Source organism: Methylorubrum salsuginis (assembly GCF_900114375.1).
Taxonomy (GTDB): domain Bacteria; phylum Pseudomonadota; class Alphaproteobacteria; order Rhizobiales; family Beijerinckiaceae; genus Methylobacterium; species Methylobacterium salsuginis.
On record NZ_FOSV01000007.1, the window covers coordinates 21,940 to 37,835 of the forward strand.

Genomic DNA, 15,896 nt, shown 5'->3' on the forward strand with positions numbered 1-15,896 from the left:
CGTGAATGTTTTGGGCGCGATCAGGCGCCGCGGACGGTGACTTGCGCCGGCGTCGGGCTCACCGTTCCCTTCCGCCGGACATGCGCGGCCACGACGTCCCAGATCGGCGGCCCCTCGGTGCCCTCGTTGACGCTCGCCCAGCCGGCCACGGTGTAGGACGCCCCCGCCTCGATCGGCTTGCCGGTGCGCAGGAGCGTCAGATCGGAGATGCGTTGGCCGGCCGGGCGGGCGATGTCGATGGCGTAGGAGACGCCGCCGACTCGCACCATATCGCCGCCCTGCTGGTAATAGGGGTCCTCGTTGAAGAGGTTGTCGGCCACGTCCTCCAGCACCTCCTTGAGCCGGGCGCCGGTCATGGTCGTGCGGTAGGCCGCCGGGTAGGTGATGGCGGTGGCGTTGAAGACATCCTCGCGGGTGATCGGCTGACCGGGCAGCAGGGTCGTGCCCCAGCGGAAGCCCGGCGAGAGCGCGATCTCGGCCTCCCGCTCGGCGAGCAGCGCGTCGCAGATCATGTCGTCGAGGGTGCCGTTGAAGTTGCCGCGCCGGTAGAGCAGGGTCTCGGTCCGGCCGAGCTCCTCCCCCAGCATGGCTTCGTGGGGCGCCCGGATCGCCTGGATCTTGGCCGCCATCGCCGCCTGCGGGGCGATCACGTCGGAGAAGATCGGGATCAGCTTCGACCGAAAGCCTTTCACCGCGCCGTCGCGCACGTCGAGGTCGACACGGGTGAGGAACTTGCCGTGGCTGCCCGAAGCGATGAGGAGGGTGTTGCCGACCTTCACCGCCTGCGGCAGCGCATCGTGCGTGTGGCCGGTGAGGACGACGTCGATTCCCTTCACCCGCGAGGCGAGTTTGCGGTCGACGTCGAAGCCGTTGTGCGAGAGCAGCACGACAAGGTCGGCGCCCTCTTTCCGGGCCTTGTCGACGCTCGCCTGGACATCCTCCTCACGAATGCCGAAGGACCAGTTTGCAATCATCCAACGCGGATTGGCGATGGGCGTGTAGGGGAAGGCCTGCCCGATCACCGCGACCTTCGCGCCGCCGCGCTCGAACATCTTCGTGGATTCGAAAGCCGGCTCGTTCCACTCCGCATCGCGCACGTTCTGGCCGAGGAACGGGCAGCCGAGCCCGTCCACGATTTCCTTCACGCGGTCGGTGCCGAGGGTGAACTCCCAGTGGCCCGTCATGGCGTCGGGTTTGAGCAGCGCCATGCAATCGACCATGTCCTGGCCCTTGCTGAGCATCGACGTGTAGCTGTTCTGCCAAGTGTCGCCGCCGTCGAGGAACAACACCTTGTCGCCCCGTTCGGCGCGGATCGCGTCGAGCACCGTGGCGATGCGGTCGAGGCCGCCCATGCGGCCGTAGCTGCGGGCGAGCGCGACGTAGTCCTCCGGCGTCAGGGCGTGAGCGAGCGGCGAGCCGCCGGGGATGCCGTAGAGGTCGAGCGTGGCGCGCCCCGTGATGTGGGGCACCTGCCCCCGCGCCTCGCCGACGCCGAGATTGGTCGAGGGTTCGCGGAACAGCACCGGCCGGAGCTGCGCGTGGATGTCGGTCAGATGGACCAGGGTGACGTTGCCCATCGGCTCGAAGGCCAGGAGGTCGTCGTGAGTGAGGCGCTGCTGGGCGAAGGCGCGGGTCCAGCCCGACGGCACGAGGGCGGCGGTGGCAGCGGCGATCTGCAGGAAGTCGCGGCGTGAGGTCATGGTTCGCGTCCCCGCGCTCAGTTGCGGACGGCAGGCGTCTCGACCGGAAGGCCGAGGCCGCGCCAGGCGACGTAGGTTTCGAGGGCGATGAACTCGTCGGAGAGCGGCTTGAACGGCGTGGCCCGCACGTCCTGCATGCAGCCTTCCATGCGCTCGTGCAGGGGCACGAGACGCTGGTCGCGCAGGCGGTAGACGGGAAAGCCGTTGCTCTGGCCCTGGCTGAGGAAGTCCGCGCGCAGATACTTGCCGTGGTTCGACTGGTGGCAACTCGCGCAGGCGAGGTCGAGTTGGCCGTTGCGCTGGTAGTAGAGCGCCTTGCCGCGCTCGAACCAGGGCGTCATCGGCCCGTCCACCTTCACGGCGACCGGCATCCCCCGGGACTGGTTGCGGAGGTAGGTCGTCATGGCGGTGAGTTCGGGCGAACCGAAGGCCCAGGGCTCGGCCTTCATCGCCCCCTTGCGGCAGAGGTCGATTCGCTGTTCGAGATTGACCGGCTTGCCGAGCTTCTCGTTCCACTTCGGATAGGCGGCCGCGACGCCCTTCATGGAGGCCGCCGCCTCGTTGTGGCAGCTCGCGCAGGACTTGCCCGCCGCCCCGTCAAGCTTCGACCAGAGTTCCTCGCCCTGCTCCACGGCGAGGAAGCCCGGATTGTTGAAGTCGTCGGCCTGCATGGCCTGCGTCTCCTTCGAGCGGAAATACAGTCCCGAGACGACCTGATCGAACGGAGAATCGGGGCTTTGCGGCTTGATGCCGTGTCCCTGCCAAGCCGGCCGCTCCGCGCCGTCCTGCGCCTGCGGCGCCACGGCGGAAGCCAGGATCACGGCGGCGGCCAGGGCCACGCGAAGGGGAACGGACGGCATGGGGGGCTCCGACTCGGGCGTTGGCGGGCGCTGCGGGGCGGGAGGCCCCGGGCAAGCGTCACGAGACCTTGATCTGCTCCGTGGCCTGGATCTTGGAGCCATCATCGTCGGTCCAAGTGAAGGTCAAAGTTCCCGACTCGGCGGGCTTGATCTTGAACTGGAAGTACGGGTTGGCCGATACGGCGCCTTCCATGTTGGCGCTGAAGATCATCTTTCCATTAAGGTCGCAGGTGAAGGTGTTCAGGATCTTGCGCGGGATGGTCTTGCCATCCTTGTCCTTGCGCTGACCCGATTCCATCGTGTGCGAGACGAGCGTCTTCACCTCGATGACGCCGCCTTTGGCGACGTCCTTCTTGTCCAGCTTGATCCGCGGTTTCACGTCGGCCATGTCGTCCTCCCGATCTCGTGCTGTCTTTTATTCGTCCAGAGGTCAGCCGCCGCAGCCGCCGATGGTGACCTTCACCTGGCGGACGTCGCTGAAGACCGAGCCGTCGTTCATGCGGGCGATCGCGACGACGTTCTGGGTCTCGGCGAGGCGGATGCGCGTGTTGGCTTCGGCGACGCTCGACGGCGTGAAATGAAAGCTGATGACGCCGGGGTTCGGGTTGCCTTCGGCGACGATCATCACCTCCTCGACGAAGCTCTCCTCCGTCATCGGCACATCGACGCTCACCGTCATCGGCACGGTGTTGCCGTTCTCGGCGATCTCGGGGAGTTCGAGCCTGACCTTCCCCCTGACCGGCTCCTTGCCGCGGGTGAACGCCTTGATGGCCTCTTCGCTGTTGTTCTTGGCCGCGCGCGCCGGCCCGGCGCGCAGGGACAGCGTCGCGGCCACGACGGCGCCGGTGCCGAGGGCCAGGGCTTGGCGGCGGTTCATTGCGTCTCTCATCGGAAGCGGCTCCCGGGTCACGTCAGGGTTGGATCACTTGAGGGTGGTGAGGTAGGCGACCACGTCCTCGACCTGCTGGGCGGTGAGGATCGGCTTGCCCTGGAATTCGGCACGGACGCGGCTCAATCCGTCGATCCGGTAGAAGGCCGGCATCACCGTCGCCTCGCCGAAGACGTGCTTCGGATTGACCACGATCATGCGCAGGTGAGCCGCGCTCCAGCGGCCGGCGACGCCGTCGAGGGAGGGGCCGACCTCGCCGTGGAACGATTCCGTCTTCAGTGACGAGACCTGATGGCAGCCGAGACAATTGCCCTGACGGCGGTTCACCACGACCTTGGCGCCGGCGAGGGCATCGCCGGCCTTGTCGGTGAGGGGATCGGGAACGGCATCCGTCCCGTCGGCGGCGACGATCCGGAACGGCGCGAGACCGCCCGAACCCGTTTCCGCTCCGGCGGTCGTCGCCAGAGCGCAAGCTCCCGCGACCGCCAAGGCATGGATCTGCCTGCGCATCTGGCGTTTCCTCGGTGTACCGTCTGGAGCGGCTTGCGCGGTCGGTCCCGACCGCTCGCTGCGTCGCCGGGCCTCAACCCATCGACATATGCGAATTATTGCAAGTTTGACCGGGACGCCGTCCGAGTCAAGAAAAAAACTTCTACGTCGCGATCCGCCGACGATAAAGCTATTCGCCGCCTCGGGGTGCCGGACGGTCGAGATAGGTTTCGAGATCGGTGCCGGCATAGGCGCGCTCGGCCACGAAGGCGAAGGTGCGCCGGAACTCCTCGGGCGGTACATAGCCCTTCATGCGCAGGACCTCCCGCTCCGCCGGAGGCTTGCCGGCGAGGGTCTCTGCCGTCTCTCCGAAGAACTGCACCATCGGGGTCGAGTAGACGCCGTACTTTGCGGCGAAGCTCTTCTCGGACAGGCGCTCGCCATCGAAATCCGTGACCTCGCGGGCTCCGATGATGTTGAGCTGGAGGATATCGAAGTTTTTTCGGATGTATTGGCTGACGGCGGCGTCAGCGAAGTTCACTTGGTGCAGCCGCTTGCAGAACGGGCAGCCGCGCAGCTCCCACAGGATTGCGAGGCGCCGGCCGTGCGCGCCGGCAGCGCGCAGGTCGTCGGCGAGGTCGAGGAAGCTCTCGAGGAACCAGGGCTGATGATAGAGGCCGTCGTCACCGAGGACGGCCTGGGCCCGAGCCGGGCGGGCAAGGGGGCCTGACACCAGTCCCGCGACGCCGCCACTCAGCAACCGGCGTCGCGTCAGCATGATCGCCATCGTGGCAGCCCTCCCGGCCGATATTCGATTTTATGCATGTGTAGGAGAAGCCGACGAGGCGGGCAACGGCGATAGGAGAGCCACTCGAAACACATTCGCATTTTGCTATATAGTGGACGGCCGACAGCGCTTGAGCGAGGACGCGTGATGCGGGCGACGCGCCGATCGGTGATGGTCTTGACAGGCGGCTTCCTTTTCATTGCCTCGAACGCGATGGCGGCCGAACTCGTGCTCTTCGAACTGGCGAGTTGCCCGTGGTGCACGATCTGGAACCGCACGATCGGGCCGATCTATCCGAAGTCGGAGGTAGGGCGGCGCGCGCCGTTGCGGCGCGTCGCGCTCGGCGACGGCATTCCCGCCGGACTCACGCTGAAGGGCCCGATCCGCTACACACCGACCTTCGTCCTCGTCGAGGAGGGCCGCGAAGTCGACCGGATCGAGGGCTATTCGGGAGAGGATTTCTTCTGGGCCCGGATCGAAGCTCTGGTCGGCCGGCGGCCGCCTTCGCCTTGACCGGGCATGAGAGTTGCCCGAGGCCCATGTTTGAGAGGATGCGAAAATGCCGCTTCAGGCGGAAACGGTGACGACCGGCCCGGAGCCGGGCACGCTCGACCTCGATCTGCTGCTCGCCAATGCCCGCGACGCGAGCGAGCTGCTGAAGGCGCTCGCCCACGAAGCCCGGCTCGTGATCCTCTGCCTGTTGGTCGAGGGCGAGCGGTCCGTTTCGGAGTTGGAGCAGTTGCTGAACCTGCGCCAGCCGGCGGTTTCGCAGCAGCTCGCCCGCCTGCGCGCCGACGATCTCGTGGAGGCGCGCCGGGATGGGAAGAACATCTACTACGCCCTCGCCCGGCCCGAGGTCCGCGAGATCATCGCGGCCCTGCACCGCGCCTTCTGCGACGCGCGGAGTCGTTGAGCGGCGCGTCCGTTCAGGCGTGCCGGTCGACGAGGTAGTACAGGCCTGCGCGCGCGCCAACGAGGATCGAGGCGAGGGCGAGCATCGAGCCGACCGACAGCGTCGAGAGTCCGCTCAGGCCCTGGCCGATGGTGCAGCCCAGGGCCGTCACACCCCCGGTCCCCATGAGGAACGCTCCGAGGACGTGGCGCCCGACCTCGCGCGCATCATCGGGGGCTTCCCAGCGGAACTCGCCCGAGCCGCGCGCCGCGGCGAAGGCCCCCAGGATCACCCCAAGGACGGACCCGACTCCGAAATCGACCTTCGTTCCGCTGGCGAGCATCGCGTAGAGGAGCGTGTCCCCGACGGGACGGGCGAAGCTGAAGGACACGAGCGTGCGCGGCTCGAACGCATCGTCGCCGACGATGCCGTTGACCCACCAGCCGCCGACGATGACGCTCCCGACGACGAGTGCGCCGAAGAGGAGCCGGCGGGTCGCACGGAAGTCGCGTCCGGCGAGGGCCACGCAGGCGAGAGCCAGGGACGCCACCACCGCAAGACCCAGCAAGCCATGCCGCGTCCGGTCGAGCCCGAGGAGGACGCCGAGCCGCTGCGCCCCGGCTCCGTCGAGGTCGAGACTCAACGGCTCGGTCGCCGGTACGCGCAGGAGACCCGTCAGGCCTCCGATGGCCATGGAGGCGGACAGGCCCAGCACCAGCAGCACGAGGAAAGCGCGCAGATCCCCGCCGCCGAGACGCAGCAGCGCCCCAAAACCGCAGGTTCCGACGAGCGCCATCCCGAACCCGAACATGACGCCGCCGACGATCAAGCCCCCCCATTCGAGGCGGGAGCCGGCATAAAGCGAACGGGCGAGATCGAGTTCGGCGAACGCCTCCAACAGATGCGCGCCCAGGATCGCCACGCCCGTGGCGAGCATCCAAGCGCGCGCCCGGCGCATGTCGCGGGCGTAGACGGCATCCTCGACGGCGCCGAGGGTGCAGAACCGCCCGCGTCGAGCGACGAGACCGAGCAAGGCTCCCAGAACGAGGCCGAAAGCCGCGCGGAGGAGATGCGCCGGCAGAAACTCCAACATCACGCCCGGTTCGTCCCCTATCCGCGATCCGGGGTCAAACGGCGGCCTCGGCGCCACCGTTGAGTTTCACCGGGATCGTCAGGTACCGTACGCCGTTGGCCTCCGCCGGTGGAAATTTGCCGGCGCGGATGTTCACCTGGATCGAGGGCAGGAGCAGGCGCGGGGCGGCAAGCGTGGCGTCGCGGGCCGTGCGCATCGCCGCGAACGCATCCTCGCTCACCCCTTCCTTCACATGGACGTTGCTTCGGCGCTGCTCGGCGACCGTCGTCTCCCAGGCATAGGTATCCCGCCCCGGCGCCTTGTAGTCGTGGCACAGGTACAGCCGCGTCTCGGGCGGCAAGGCCAGAAGACGGCGGATCGAGCGGTAGAGCGCGTGCACGTCCCCGCCTGGGAAATCGGCCCGGGCCGTGCCGAAATCGGGCATGAACAGCGTGTCGCCGACGAAGACGTGATTGCCGATGCGGTAGCAGATGTCGGCCGGCGTATGGCCGGGTGTGTAGAGAACGGAGACGGTGAGGTCGCCGATCCCGAACGTCTCGCCATCCGTGAACAGATGGTCGAAATCGCTGCCATCGGTCCTCAGGTCGGTGGCATTGAAGACTGGCCGGAAGATCTTCTGGACCTCGCGGATATGCTCGCCGATGCCGATTCGCGCGCCGGTCTTCGCCTTGACGTAGGGCGAGCCGGACAGGTGGTCGGCATGGGCGTGGGTCTCCAGCGTCCAGATCACGCGATAGCCTTCCTCGGTCGCGACCTTCAGCATCGCCTCGACCGAGCGTGTGTCGACGCTGCCGCCGTTGTGGTCGTAGTCGAGGACCGGATCGATGAAGGCCGCCGCCTTCGTCACGGGATCGGCCACGATGTAGCTCACGGTGTTGGTGGGCTCGTCGAAGAAGGCGCGGATGATCAGTTCGGACATGGATTGTCTCCTGTCGGTGAAAGGCTTGCCGTGGTTCAGGCGCCGGAAATCCTGCGGCGGCAGGTGTTGAGGCCGAGGATCGTGTATGCGGGGCAGGAGCCGACCAACGCGGTCAGCGCGAGCACCACGCCGATGCCGACGGCGACGTAAGCCCAGATATCGGTGAGCATCGTCAGGCCCAGCCCGGCGACGATGAAGCCGCCGACGAGGCGCAGCATGCGGTCGGCCCTCCCCACGTTGGTGGTCATGATCGCACTCCGAAACGGTGCCGGAGATGATTGACGAAGCGGGCGAGGCACCGAGCGCCCGCCTCGGTGAAGGTCAGGACGTCGCGGCGAACGCACCGGCGTTGCGGTAGAGCATGTAGCCGGCGACCACGAAGATCACGGCGGCGAACACCGTGTTGAGCACGCCCTTGTAGCCGGCGAGGCGGTTTGCGAGCCGCATGCCGAGGAAGCCGCCGAGGATACCGCCGGCGATGAACTCCCCCGCCACCACCCAATCGACCATGCCGGAAAGGGCATAGTTCAACGCAGTGGCGAGACCGAAGGCGCCGACCGCAAGCAGCGAGGTGCCAACGGCCGTGATCAGCGGCATGCCGGTCGCGAAGACGAGACCGGGCACGATCAGGAAGCCGCCGCCGATCCCGAAAAAGCCGGACAGCACTCCGACCGAAAAGGCCACGGCAACGACCCTTCCGCTCGGCACCGGGCCGCAACCGACCGGTTCAGCCGGGCCGGGGTGGTTCCGTCGCCCGCGCAGCATGTGGACCCCAACGACGATCATCAGAAGGGCGAACAAGAACAGCAGGCGCTGTCCATCCACCGCCTTGCCAAGACTGGAGCCGGCCAAGGCACCGATGATCCCCACGAGGGCGAAGACGGCGGCACAGCGCCAGCGCACGTTACCGGCCCGCGCGTGACCGGCCAGCGTCATGAAGGCGTTGGCGGCCACGGCGAGCGCTCCCGTCCCGATGGCGAGATGCGGCTGGGCGAGGCCGACCGCGTAGAGCAGCAGCGGGGTCGCCAGGATCGAGCCGCCGCCCCCGATCAGGCCGAGGGTAAAGCCGACACCGGTGCCCGACAGAACGGCCGGAAGTGCGCTCATCGGCAATGGTTCTCCAAGCGCCGCGGTGGAAGCGTCTCCGAGCCTCGGCCGTCACGATGCGGACGGCGATCTTTCGATTCATAAACCAGTGAATTGAAAGCGGCGCCGATGGTCTTACTGTGCGGTGACTTGCGTGGCGTGTCAATCTGTGTTTTCATATTTTCGTAATTCACATCATGTAAACGTGAATTGAGGATCCTTCCTATGGACGCCAGGCGCCTCGCCTCTCACCTGTCGGTTTCCGGCCAGATCGTCCCAGATGCACTCGCGGCAGCGGCCCGGGCGGGCTTTCGCTCCGTGATTTGCAATAGGCCCGACGGCGAGGGTGGCGATCAGCCGAGCTTTGCCGAGATCGATGCCGCCGCCCGAGCACAGGGACTCGAGGCGCGGTATCTGCCCGTCGTCTCGGGAGCGATATCGGACGCGGAGGTCGATGCCTTCGCCGAGGCGCTGGCGACCCTGCCCAGGCCGGTGCTCGCTTATTGCCGCACGGGCACCCGCTCCGCGACGCTGTGGGCGCTCAGCGAGGGAAAAGCCGGCGGCGCGAAGACCGAAATCGCCGCTGCCGCCACTGCTGCAGGCTACGACGTGAGCGGCGCGCTCCGGCGCATTGACGCGAATGGATCACCGCCGAGGGAAACGGAGGATCTTTTCCACAGCGTCGTCATCGTCGGAGGCGGGGCGGGCGGCATCGCCGTCGCCGCGAGCCTGAAGGCACGCAAACCCGATCTCGACATTGCCGTGATCGACCCGGCCGACATCCATTACTACCAGCCCGGGTGGACCATGGTCGGCGGCGGCGTATTCGCCCCCGCAGGCACGGCTCGGACCATGGCTTCGCTGATCCCCAAGGGCGTGCGCTGGATCAAGGCGGCGGTTGCGGCCTTTGAGCCGGAGCGCAAGGCGGTGATCTTGGAGGGATGTCGGACGGTTCGCTACGACCGTCTGGTGGTCGCGCCCGGATTGAAGCTCGACTGGGCCGGCATCGAAGGGCTGACCGAGACGCTCGGGCGGAACGGCGTGACCTCGAACTACCGCTACGATCTCGCGCCCTATACCTGGGACCTCGTCCGCAACCTTCGCTCCGGCCGGGCCGTGTTCACGCAGCCGCCAATGCCGATCAAATGCGCAGGCGCGCCGCAGAAGGCGATGTACCTCTCCGCCGACCATTGGCTGCGCCAGGGACGGCTCAAGGACATCGCGGTCGAACTCTACAATGCCGGCCCGGTCCTGTTCGGCGTGAAGGAGTACGTCCCGGCGCTGATGGAATACGTCAGACGCTACGAGGCAGGGCTCCACTTCCAGCACACCCTGGTGCGGATCGACGGTCCGGCCAAGCGCGCGTGGTTCTCGCGCAAGAGCGAGGACGGCGGCAGCGAGACGGTCGAGCGAGCGTTCGACATGATCCACGTGGTGCCGCCGCAGCGGGCGCCCGACTTCATCCGCGCCTCGCCACTCGCCGATGGCGCCGGCTGGGTCGAGGTCGATCCGGCGAGCCTGCGCCATGTGCGCCTGCCCGGAATCTATGCGCTCGGCGATGCCTGCAACACGCCCAACGCCAAGACCGCCGCCGCCGCGCGCAAGCAGGCACCGGTTGTGGCGCACAACCTGCTCGTCGACATGGGCCATCTGCGCGGGCCAGAGGTCGCCTACGACGGCTACGGCTCGTGCCCGCTGACGGTGGAGCGGGGCAAAATCCTGCTCGCCGAATTCGGCTACGGCGGCAAGCTGATGCCGAGCTTCCCTGCATGGTTGATCGACGGCACCAAGCCGAGCCACATGGCGTGGCTCCTGAAGGAGCGGATGCTGCCACCGATCTACTGGAAGGCGATGCTCAAGGGCCGGGAATGGCTGGCCAAGCCGCAGGCGGTCGATAAGGCCGCCTGAGCCTCATGGCTCGTCTCCGATCTGTCCGAACTGCGCAGCCTGACCGAATGCCCCCGTCCGGGCGTCGGTAAGGCGTGCCGGGCCGGGCCGGTGGGTGCGACCGGCCACGAGAATATCCTCGACCGCCTCCAACAACGCGCGCATCCGCGGGTCGCTCAGGCTGTAAAACACGACCTTGTGCTCTCTCCGCGTTGCAACGACCGCCGCGTTGCGCAGCTCACCCAGTTGCTGCGACAGTGTCGGCTGCCGGATACTTAGGTTTTGCTCAATCTCCGAGACGGAGCACTCGCCTTGCTTCAAAAGTGAGAGGATACGCAGGCGGTTGGGGTTGGCGATCAGCTTGAGCAGATCGGCGACCCGGTCCGCGGTCGCCTCGTCAGTTGCGGACACCATCACAGACTGCCCAAGCGATAGTACCAGTCGGTCCCACAGGCTCCGACCTCCTCGCTGGTGGTCGGCGGATTTGCCAATACCGGCTCGTCCGGCTGCCAGCCCTCCGGTGTCGAGACATCGGCCGCGTCGCTCACTTGGAGGGCCTGGAGCAGCCGCAGGATCTCGGCGACGCTGCGCCCCACAGTCAGTGGATAGGCGATCAGCGCGCGCACGATGCCGGCGGGGTCTATCACGAAGGTGGTCCGAACCGTGGCGCTCGATAGAGCCCCGGCGGGCAGCATGCCGTAGGCGCGCGCGATTCCCATGGCCGGATCCTCGATGATCGGGAACGGGACTTGGACGCCGAAGCGCTGCGCGATGCTCTGGGTCCAAGCCAGGTGCGAGGACAGGCTGTCGACGGATAGGGCGAGCAAATCGCAATTCAGTGCTTGGAACTGTGCATGGTACTGCGCGAAGGCGACGAATTCGCTGGTGCAGACGGGAGTGAAATCGGCCGGATGCGAAAACAGCAGCAGCCAGCGCCCGCGATAGGATGCGAGTGTGCGTGGTCCCATCGTGGTTCGAGCGCGGAAATTTGGCGCAGCGTCGCCGATGATCGGCGGGGCGGCGGGTTGAGGCCGGGCGACTTCGGAATCGACTTCGATGCTCATCAATGGGTGCTCGTCGCGTGATGCGGGAGAAGCTACGCAAAGGGTCCGAACATTTCAATATATGTTTTTGCCATATGAAGCATGTTTTTTATAAAATGAATTGACAGCGCGGGGGCGCAGGACGAGAACGTGTCCGCTCGGTCTGGGCCAACTGGCTACAGACGTCATGCTAGGCAGAAGGCAGAAGCGATGTCGGCCGATCTTCTCCCGAGCGCATTGGATCTCGCCCGCGCGCAGTTCGCATTCACGGTCGTGTGGCACTTCCTGTTCCCGGCCTTCACCATCGGACTGGCGAGCTACCTCGCCGTGCTGGAAGCCTTCTGGCTCGCGACCGACCGGGACGTCTATCTCGACACCTATCGATACTGGCTGAAGATCTTCGCCGTCGCCTTCGCCATGGGCGTCGTTTCCGGGCTGGTGATGAGCTACCAGTTCGGCACCAACTGGTCGGTCTTCTCCGACCGGACCGCGCCTGTGCTCGGGCCGCTGCTCGGCTACGAGGTGCTCACTGCCTTCTTCCTCGAAGCGGGCTTCCTCGGCGTGATGCTGTTCGGCCTGGAGCGGGTCGGGCGCCGGCTGCACTTCCTGGCGACCGGCTTGGTGGCGGGCGGCACGCTGCTCTCGGCCTTCTGGATTCTCTCGGCCAATTCGTGGATGCAGACGCCCGCCGGGCATGTCCTCGATGCGGACGGCCGCTTCGTGCCCGAGGATTGGTGGGCCGTCATCTTCAACCCGTCCTTCCCCTACCGCTTCGCCCACACCGTCACCGCCGCCTACCTCACCACCGCGATGATCGTCGGCGCGGTGGGCGCGTGGCATCTCCTGCAGGACCGCGCCAATCCCCGCGCCCGGCTGATGTTCTCCATGGCGATGTGGATGGCGGCGCTCGTCGCCCCGGTGCAACTCGTGCTCGGCGACCTGCACGGCGGCAACACCTACCATCACCAGCCGGCCAAAGTGGCCGCGATGGAAGGCCATTTCGAGAGCGTGGCCCGCGCCCCCTCGATCCTGTTCGGCTGGCCGGACGCCCAGGCGCGGGAGACCAAGTACGAGATCGGCATCCCCGGCCTCGCCAGCCTCTACCTCGCCCACGACCTCGACGCGAAGGTGACCGGCCTGAACGATCTGCCGCGCGACACGTGGCCGACGAACCTGCCGCTGGTGTTCTGGGCCTTCCGAGTGATGGTCGGCCTCGGCCTCCTGATGATCGCGCTGGGCGGGCTGTCGCTCTACCTGCGCCGGAAGGGCCGGCTCTACGACGAGCCGTGGCTGCACCGCTTCGCCGTGGCGATGGGGCCGTCCGGCCTGATCGCCGTGACCGCCGGCTGGGTCGTGACGGAGGCCGGACGACAGCCCTTCACGGTCTACGGCCTGCTGCGCACCGCCGACAGCGTCTCACCCATCGCCGCGCCGGCCGTCGCGGCCTCGCTCGCGGCCTTCGCGGTGGTCTACTTCGCCGTGTTCGGGGCGGGAATCTGGTACCTGTTCCACCTGTTCAACCAGGCACCGCGCCCGCACGAGCCCGGCCCATCGGCCGACCAACCGGTTCGCACCGCCGGCATCACCGCCGCGCCGGCTGTCGGGGCCGAACCCCGCCTGCATCCAGCCGAGTGAGGAGAGGCTTGCGATGGAACTCGATCTCACCCTGATCTGGGCGGTCCTGATCGCCACGGCGGTGTTCCTTTACGTCGCCATGGACGGGTTCGATCTCGGCCTCGGCATCCTGTTCCCGGCCATCCGGAGCAAGTCCGACCGTGATGTGATGGTCAACTCCGTGGCCCCCGTCTGGGACGGCAACGAGACCTGGCTCGTGCTCGGCGGCGGTGGATTGTTCGCAGCCTTTCCGCTGGCCTACGCCACCATCCTGCCGGCGCTCTACATGCCGCTCATCCTGATGCTGCTCGCTCTGGTGTTCCGCGGCGTCGCCTTCGAGATGCGCTTTCGCGCCGCCACGCCCCGCGGCCAGCTCTGGTGGGACCGCGCGTTTTCCTGGGGCAGCTTCGTGGCGGCCTTCTGCCAGGGCATCGCGCTCGGCGCTTTCGTCCAGGGCATCCGGGTCGAGGGGCGGGCCTATGCCGGCGGCTGGTGGGACTGGCTGACGCCGTTCTCCCTGCTCACCGGCATCGCCCTCGTCGTCGGCTACGGGCTGCTCGGTGCTTGCTGGCTGATCTGGAAGACCGGGGGCGAGTTGCAGATCCGCGCCTACCGCCTCGCCAAGCCCCTGGGCTTGGCCACCCTCGTCGGCATCGCGGTCGTGTCGGCGACGATGCTCGCCATCAGCGGGCCATTCCGGGACCGCTGGCTCAACCTGCCCGGCATGCTGATCGGGGCGCCAGTTCCGATCCTCGTCGGTCTGCTCGCCTGGCGCTTCGCCCATGCACTCGCGCGCCGGGAGGAACTCTCGCCGTTCCTATGTGCTCTCGGCTTCTTCCTGCTCTCCTATCTCGGTTTCGGCATCAGCATGTGGCCCCACATCGTCCCACCGAGCATTACGATCTGGCAAGCCGCGACCCATCCGAAGTCCCAAGCCTTCCTACTCTACGGCGCTGCGATCCTTATCCCCCTGGTGCTGACGTACACGGCCTACGTCTACTGGCTGTTCCGCGGCAAGGTCACGGCGGGAGCGGGGTATCACTGATGCGTCGGTTCGGATGGTTTGTCCTGTTCTGGGTGATGAGCGTCGCGAGTTTGACGGCCGTGGCTCTGCCGCTGCGATGGATGCTCAAATCGATGGGGCGCTAGACCACCGCCCCGGATACGATATCCACGACGATGGTCTTTTCTGACTCGCACGATCCTGGCGGTCGCGCTCGGTGGCCTGCTCGCCCTCGGCACGGCCCTCCGCGTCCTCGACCGGTGACGGACGCCAAATCCGCGGCTTGGCCGCCCCGCCTGATCGGCGAGCGGGTGTTCAGGCAGGATCGACCGATGCCCCCGCCTTGGCCAGGGCGGGGAAACCACCGGCGACATGGGCAACCGGGCCCAGGCTCATGTCGTTGAGCGTCTTCGCGGCCAGGGCCGAGCGATTTCCGGAGGCACAATAGAGAACCAGGCGCCTGCCGCCGCCGAGCTCGGCCTTGTGGGTCGGGCTTTCCGGGTCGGCCTGAAACTCCAGAAAGCCACGGGGCACATGGACCGCGCCGGCGATCCTACCGGTCTTGGCCAACTCCTCGCCTTCGCGGACATCGACGAGCATCGTGTCGGGCTGGCCGAGGCGGGCGAGCGCTTCCTCGACCGACAAGGTCTCCACCTCGCGGTTGGCTTGCGCCACCAGATCCTTCGCGCCTCTCATGGTCATAGCTTCCTCCGTCACTCGCCCCAGGCCGTGCCGTCGAGGGCGTCCAGCGGGATCTTCAGGTAACGCCTGCCGTCCGCCTCGGGCTCGGGCAGGCGGCCGCCTCGGATGTTCACCTGCAGGGAATGCAGGATGAGCTTGGGCATCGGCAGTTCGCGGTCGCGTGCGTCGCGCATGCGGACGAACGCCTCCTCGGTCGGGGTCTCGACGAGGTGCGGTTTCTCGGCCCGCTGCCGGGCCACCGTGCTCTCCCAGGCCGCCTCGCGCCCGTCCGGGCGGTAATCGTGCCCGGTGAAGAGCCGGGTCTCGTCCGGCAGGGCCATGATGCGCTGGATGCTGCGCCAGAGCGCATACGCGCTGCCGCCCGGGAAGTCGGCCCGCGCCGAGCCGCTGTCGGGCATAAACAGCGTGTCGTGGATGAAGGCGGCGTCGCCGATCCGGTAGGCGATGGAGGCCAGGGTGTGGCCCGGCGTGAACATCACCTCGACGTCGAGGTCGCCGATCCGGAAGCGCTCGCCGTCGGCGAAGAGCCGGTCCCACTGCGAGCCGTCCGTCCGGAACGTGTCGGGCAGGTCGTAGAGCCCCTTCCAGAGCCGCTGCACGTCGACGACCTTCTCGCCGATGGCGGTCGGGACGCCGGTCTTGTCGTGCAGGTAGCCAGCCGCCGAGAAGTGGTCGGCGTGCGGGTGGGTATCGAGGATCCACTCCAGTTCGTAGCGCTCGCGCTCGATGTGGGCGAGCAGGGCATCGGCGGAGCGGGTCGCGGTCGCGCCGGACTTCGGGTCGAAGTCGAGCACCGGATCGATGATGGCGCAGCTTTTCGTCTCGGGGTCCGTGACGACGTACTGGATGCTGCCGGTCGGCTCGTCATCGAAGCTGGTCACGATGGGATGCCCGCGCAGGGCTTCGATGGTCTGGTCCGAAATGAAACGCCT

At 67.2% G+C, this 15,896-nt stretch carries 19 protein-coding genes; 5 read left to right on the forward strand and 14 right to left on the reverse strand.

Annotated elements, in window-relative coordinates; translation table 11 throughout:
- Positions 1–20 precede the first annotated feature (20 nt).
- The 6 genes from soxB to BM140_RS10500 form a co-directional block, all read right to left on the reverse strand.
- Positions 21–1,700, reverse strand: a complete 1,680-nt coding sequence (gene soxB / locus BM140_RS10475; protein WP_091945258.1) for a thiosulfohydrolase SoxB — start codon at positions 1,698–1,700, stop codon at positions 21–23.
- 17 nt (positions 1,701–1,717) lie between these two features.
- Positions 1,718–2,560 (reverse strand): sulfur oxidation c-type cytochrome SoxA, encoded by an 843-nt coding sequence (gene soxA / locus BM140_RS10480; protein WP_091945261.1) that lies wholly within the window; start codon positions 2,558–2,560, stop codon positions 1,718–1,720.
- A gap of 58 nt (positions 2,561–2,618) precedes the next feature.
- Positions 2,619–2,948, reverse strand: coding sequence for a thiosulfate oxidation carrier complex protein SoxZ (soxZ, locus tag BM140_RS10485; protein WP_091945264.1), 330 nt, complete (start codon positions 2,946–2,948; stop codon positions 2,619–2,621).
- A 42-nt stretch (positions 2,949–2,990) separates the two neighbouring features.
- Positions 2,991–3,449 (reverse strand): thiosulfate oxidation carrier protein SoxY, encoded by a 459-nt coding sequence (gene soxY, locus BM140_RS10490; RefSeq protein ID WP_091945267.1) that lies wholly within the window; start codon positions 3,447–3,449, stop codon positions 2,991–2,993.
- 33 nt (positions 3,450–3,482) lie between these two features.
- The gene (soxX, locus tag BM140_RS10495; RefSeq protein WP_091945270.1) at positions 3,483–3,959 is read right to left on the reverse strand and encodes a sulfur oxidation c-type cytochrome SoxX; all 477 of its coding nucleotides are present in this window, start codon (positions 3,957–3,959) and stop codon (positions 3,483–3,485) included.
- Positions 3,960–4,128: 169 nt separating this feature from the next.
- The gene (locus BM140_RS10500; RefSeq protein ID WP_091945715.1) at positions 4,129–4,716 is read right to left on the reverse strand and encodes a thioredoxin family protein; all 588 of its coding nucleotides are present in this window, start codon (positions 4,714–4,716) and stop codon (positions 4,129–4,131) included.
- A gap of 156 nt (positions 4,717–4,872) precedes the next feature.
- Between BM140_RS10500 and BM140_RS10505 the strand changes: the two genes are divergently transcribed.
- Together BM140_RS10505 and BM140_RS10510 are read left to right on the forward strand one after the other, a co-directional pair.
- Positions 4,873–5,238: a thioredoxin domain-containing protein gene (locus BM140_RS10505; RefSeq protein WP_244535383.1), complete on the forward strand. Its 366-nt coding sequence runs from the start codon at positions 4,873–4,875 to the stop codon at positions 5,236–5,238.
- Between the two features lie 46 nt (positions 5,239–5,284).
- Entirely contained in the window at positions 5,285–5,638 is a 354-nt protein-coding gene (locus BM140_RS10510; RefSeq protein ID WP_091945273.1) for an ArsR/SmtB family transcription factor, read from the forward strand.
- Positions 5,639–5,651: 13 nt separating this feature from the next.
- Here BM140_RS10510 and BM140_RS10515 read toward each other — a convergent pair whose 3' ends face one another.
- From BM140_RS10515 to BM140_RS10530, 4 genes are all read right to left on the reverse strand, one after another.
- Complete coding sequence (locus BM140_RS10515) at positions 5,652–6,710, reverse strand: YeeE/YedE family protein (RefSeq protein WP_091945276.1); 1,059 nt, start codon at positions 6,708–6,710, stop codon at positions 5,652–5,654.
- Between the two features lie 34 nt (positions 6,711–6,744).
- Positions 6,745–7,629 (reverse strand): MBL fold metallo-hydrolase, encoded by an 885-nt coding sequence (locus tag BM140_RS10520; protein WP_091945279.1) that lies wholly within the window; start codon positions 7,627–7,629, stop codon positions 6,745–6,747.
- 35 nt (positions 7,630–7,664) lie between these two features.
- A complete protein-coding gene (locus BM140_RS10525; RefSeq protein ID WP_091945282.1) occupies positions 7,665–7,877 on the reverse strand; it encodes a YgaP family membrane protein in 213 nt (70 codons plus the stop codon).
- Positions 7,878–7,950: 73 nt separating this feature from the next.
- Complete coding sequence (locus BM140_RS10530) at positions 7,951–8,736, reverse strand: sulfite exporter TauE/SafE family protein (protein ID WP_091945285.1); 786 nt, start codon at positions 8,734–8,736, stop codon at positions 7,951–7,953.
- Between the two features lie 204 nt (positions 8,737–8,940).
- On the opposite strand from BM140_RS10530, the gene BM140_RS10535 reads away from it, so the two are divergent.
- Positions 8,941–10,623: a bifunctional protein tyrosine phosphatase family protein/NAD(P)/FAD-dependent oxidoreductase gene (locus BM140_RS10535; protein WP_091945288.1), complete on the forward strand. Its 1,683-nt coding sequence runs from the start codon at positions 8,941–8,943 to the stop codon at positions 10,621–10,623.
- Positions 10,624–10,626: 3 nt separating this feature from the next.
- On the opposite strand, the gene BM140_RS10540 is transcribed toward BM140_RS10535, so the two are convergent.
- Positions 10,627–11,016: an ArsR/SmtB family transcription factor gene (locus BM140_RS10540; RefSeq protein ID WP_091945291.1), complete on the reverse strand. Its 390-nt coding sequence runs from the start codon at positions 11,014–11,016 to the stop codon at positions 10,627–10,629.
- Positions 11,016–11,666 carry a peroxiredoxin gene (locus BM140_RS10545; RefSeq protein ID WP_091945294.1) on the reverse strand — a complete coding sequence of 217 codons (651 nt, stop codon included), beginning with the start codon at positions 11,664–11,666 and terminating at the stop codon, positions 11,016–11,018. Before BM140_RS10545 ends, BM140_RS10540 begins: the two co-directional genes overlap by 1 nt.
- A gap of 189 nt (positions 11,667–11,855) precedes the next feature.
- Between BM140_RS10545 and BM140_RS10550 the strand changes: the two genes are divergently transcribed.
- Together BM140_RS10550 and cydB are read left to right on the forward strand one after the other, a co-directional pair.
- Positions 11,856–13,280 (forward strand): cytochrome ubiquinol oxidase subunit I, encoded by a 1,425-nt coding sequence (locus tag BM140_RS10550; RefSeq protein ID WP_091945296.1) that lies wholly within the window; start codon positions 11,856–11,858, stop codon positions 13,278–13,280.
- A gap of 13 nt (positions 13,281–13,293) precedes the next feature.
- Positions 13,294–14,304 carry a cytochrome d ubiquinol oxidase subunit II gene (gene cydB / locus BM140_RS10555; RefSeq protein WP_091945299.1) on the forward strand — a complete coding sequence of 337 codons (1,011 nt, stop codon included), beginning with the start codon at positions 13,294–13,296 and terminating at the stop codon, positions 14,302–14,304.
- Between the two features lie 273 nt (positions 14,305–14,577).
- Here the strand turns inward: cydB and BM140_RS10565 are convergent, their stop codons facing one another.
- Both BM140_RS10565 and BM140_RS10570 read right to left on the reverse strand, forming a co-directional pair.
- Entirely contained in the window at positions 14,578–14,964 is a 387-nt protein-coding gene (locus BM140_RS10565; protein ID WP_091945302.1) for a rhodanese-like domain-containing protein, read from the reverse strand.
- Between the two features lie 11 nt (positions 14,965–14,975).
- Positions 14,976–15,887 (reverse strand): MBL fold metallo-hydrolase, encoded by a 912-nt coding sequence (locus BM140_RS10570; protein ID WP_091945305.1) that lies wholly within the window; start codon positions 15,885–15,887, stop codon positions 14,976–14,978.
- Between the last annotated feature and the right edge of the window lie 9 nt (positions 15,888–15,896).